The sequence below is a fragment of the Streptomyces roseochromogenus subsp. oscitans DS 12.976 genome, from assembly GCF_000497445.1.
Taxonomy (GTDB): domain Bacteria; phylum Actinomycetota; class Actinomycetes; order Streptomycetales; family Streptomycetaceae; genus Streptomyces; species Streptomyces oscitans.
The window spans coordinates 3207886-3210679 of the sequence record NZ_CM002285.1 but is presented as its reverse complement, the minus strand read 5'-3'; the positions used below and the strand labels follow the sequence as shown (position 1 = coordinate 3210679).

Genomic DNA, 2794 nt, shown 5'->3' with positions numbered 1-2794 from the left:
TGGTCTCTTCTTGGTCTCGTATCACCAGTCACCGCCCGCACGATGGTGGCATGCCCTACCGACACACGCGGGCATCAGGGTGCGGATGCGCGGGCGCACAGTCTGCCGGAAGCGCCGTCCCGGGGCGAGAGGGCCATACCTCGCGGTCCGCGCTCGATGTCGGTGGGGTGCGGCAGGATGGGACGAATGAGCGAGCCGAGCCCTGCCGAGGACACCCGCGAGGAGTACGCGGACGCGCTGCCGGAGTACGCCGAGCGGGTCCTCGAGGTCGCGGAGCGGATTCCGCCGGGGCGGGTCATGACGTACGGCGATGTCGCCGAGTGGCTCGGGGACGGAGGACCGCGCCAGGTCGGCCGGGTGATGTCCCTTTACGGCGGCGCCGTCCCGTGGTGGCGCGTCGTACGAGCCGACGGTGTGCTGCTGCCCGGCCACGAGCTGAGCGCGCTCGACCACTACCGCGCGGAGGGCACGCCGCTGAAGGAGGCGGCCCGGAGCGCCGAGGGGCATCTGCCGCGACTCGACATGCGGCGGGCCCGTTGGGACGGCGGGGCGGGCACGGATGGTCACACCTGAAAGCTTCCGCCATCGGATGCCGCCGGAGAGAGCCCGTAGCCCGTACGGGTGACATGGGGGACGTCCGTGGCATGGCGTACGTTCGTGGGGTGTGGGACGCGCGTGGCGCGAGCGCCGCGAGAGAAGAAGCGGAAGCCCTGCTTCCGTCCGATGGGGCGGCGTAGCGTCGCCTGCACGTGTCTCCCTCACCCCGCGGCCACCGTCACGCACGCGTGACCGCCCGCCCACCAGCACAACCACAGGACCGGCCAACCACGTGAGCTCCTCTTTCTCCACCAGGCGCCTGCCGCACCCCCCGGTGCGGCAGGGGAGCCGTGGCGCTTACCGACTGGTCCGTACCCCGCCGGCCGCCATGACCCCCCCTCGTCTGGACGCGGCACAGCGCACCGTGGTTGACCACCGGAGCGGCTCCCTCCTCGTCCTCGCCGGTCCCGGCACCGGCAAGACCACCACGCTCGTCGAGTCCGTGGCCGCGCGGATCGCCCGGGGCGCCGACCCCGAGCGCATCCTGGTGCTGACGTTCAGCCGCAAGGCCGCAGTCGACCTGCGCGACCGCATGGCCCTGCGGATCGGTGCCGCCCGCGCCCCCCGGGCCACCACGTTCCACTCGTACTGCTACGCCCTGGTGCGCGCCCACCAGGACAGCGGCCTGTCCGCCGAGCCGCCGCGCCTGCTCTCCGGCCCCGAGCAGGACGTCGCCGTCCGCGGGCTGCTCGCCGGTCAGCCGGAACTGCAGCGGCTCGGGCTGACCCATGTGCGCTGGCCCGACGAGCTGCGCGCCTGTCTGACCACGCGCGGCTTCGCCGACGAGGTCCGCGCGGTCCTCGCCCGCAGCCGTGAGCTGGGCCTCGGCCCGGACGCGCTGGACGCCTTCGCCCGCCGCATCGGCCGCCCCGACTGGCGCGCCGCCGCCGCATTCCTCGCCGAGTACCTCGACGTGCTCGACCTTCAGGGCGTGATCGACTACGCGGAACTGGTCCACCGCGCGGTCCTGCTCGCCCGCCGCCCCGAGACCGCCGCTCGGCTCGCCGCCCGGTACGACGCCGTGTACGTCGACGAGTACCAGGACACCGACCCCGCCCAGGTACGGCTCCTGCACGCGCTGGCCGGCGGCGGACGAACCCTGGTCGCCTTCGGCGATCCGGACCAGTCGATCTACGCCTTCCGGGGCGCCGATGTGAACGGCATCCTCGACTTCCCGGCGGCCTTCCCGCGCGCGGACGGCCGCCCCGCCCCTGTCGAGGTGCTGCGCACCGCCCGCCGCTCCGGCGCCGCCCTGCTGGCCGCCACCCGCCTGATCACCCAGCGCATGCCGCTGCCCCGGCTACCCGCCGACAAGGTCCGCGCCCACCGCGAGCCGGCCGCCGTACGGGACGGCGGCCGCGTCGAGGTCTACACGTACCCGACGGCTGGTACGGAACTGGACAACATCGCGGACATCCTGCGCCGCGCGCACCTGGAGGACGACGTCGCCTGGAGTGACATGGCCGTCCTGGTCCGGGCCGGTTCCCGCACCCTGCCGACTCTCCGCCGCGCCCTCACCGCGGCCGGCGTCCCCGTGGACATCGACGGCGACGACCTGCCCCTGCGCCACGAACCGGCGGTGGCCCCCCTGCTGACGGCCCTGCGCGCGGTGGCCACGGCGGAGGCCGGGCGGCACGAGGACAACCCCACGGGAGCCGCCACGGAGGACGAACGGCCCGCAGCGGCGGACGACGCCGAAGCCGAGGAGGCCGGGGCCGGGGAAGCCGAAGCCGCATCGGCCGGGGCCGGGGAAGCCGAAGCCGAAGCAGCCGAAGCAGAGGAAGCCGAAGCCGAAGCAGCCGAAGCAGAGGAAGCCGAAGCAGTCGGGGCGCAGGGAGCCGCAGCCGTCGCTGGAGACGGTGCCGAGCAGATCCCGGACCCCGCCTCCTGGCTCGATACCGAGACCGCGCTCACCCTGCTCGCCTCCCCCCTCGCCGGCATGGACCCGGCCGATCTGCGCCGCCTCGGGCGTGCCCTGCGCGAGGAGGAGCGGGCGGCGGGCAACCCGCTGCCGCCCCCCTCCGACGTACTGCTGGCACAGGCGCTCGCCGAGCCCGAGCGTCTGGCCGTACACGATCCCGCGTACGCGCGCGGGGCACAGCGCCTCGGCGCGCTGCTCGGCACGGCCCGCCGATGCCTGGCCGGCGGCGGTACGGCCGAGGAGGCGCTGTGGGAGCTGTGGCAGGGCACGCCGTGG

The 2794-nt window shown here is 74.6% G+C and carries 2 protein-coding genes; both read left to right on the top strand.

The annotated features are described in order from the left end of the window. Positions 1-186: 186 nt before the first annotated feature. Positions 187-573, top strand: coding sequence for an MGMT family protein (locus M878_RS63555; protein WP_023546921.1), 387 nt, complete (start codon positions 187-189; stop codon positions 571-573). A gap of 352 nt (positions 574-925) precedes the next feature. Beyond that, positions 926-2794 (top strand): ATP-dependent helicase (locus tag M878_RS99860; protein ID WP_245238091.1); only part of this gene is annotated, 1869 nt, incomplete at its 3' end.

What these genes read in the sequence shown, in the direction of transcription:
- M878_RS63555 (WP_023546921.1), top strand. Translation starts at nt 187, where the DNA reads ATGAGCGAGCCGAGCCCTGCCGAGGACACCCGCGAGGAGTACGCGGAC.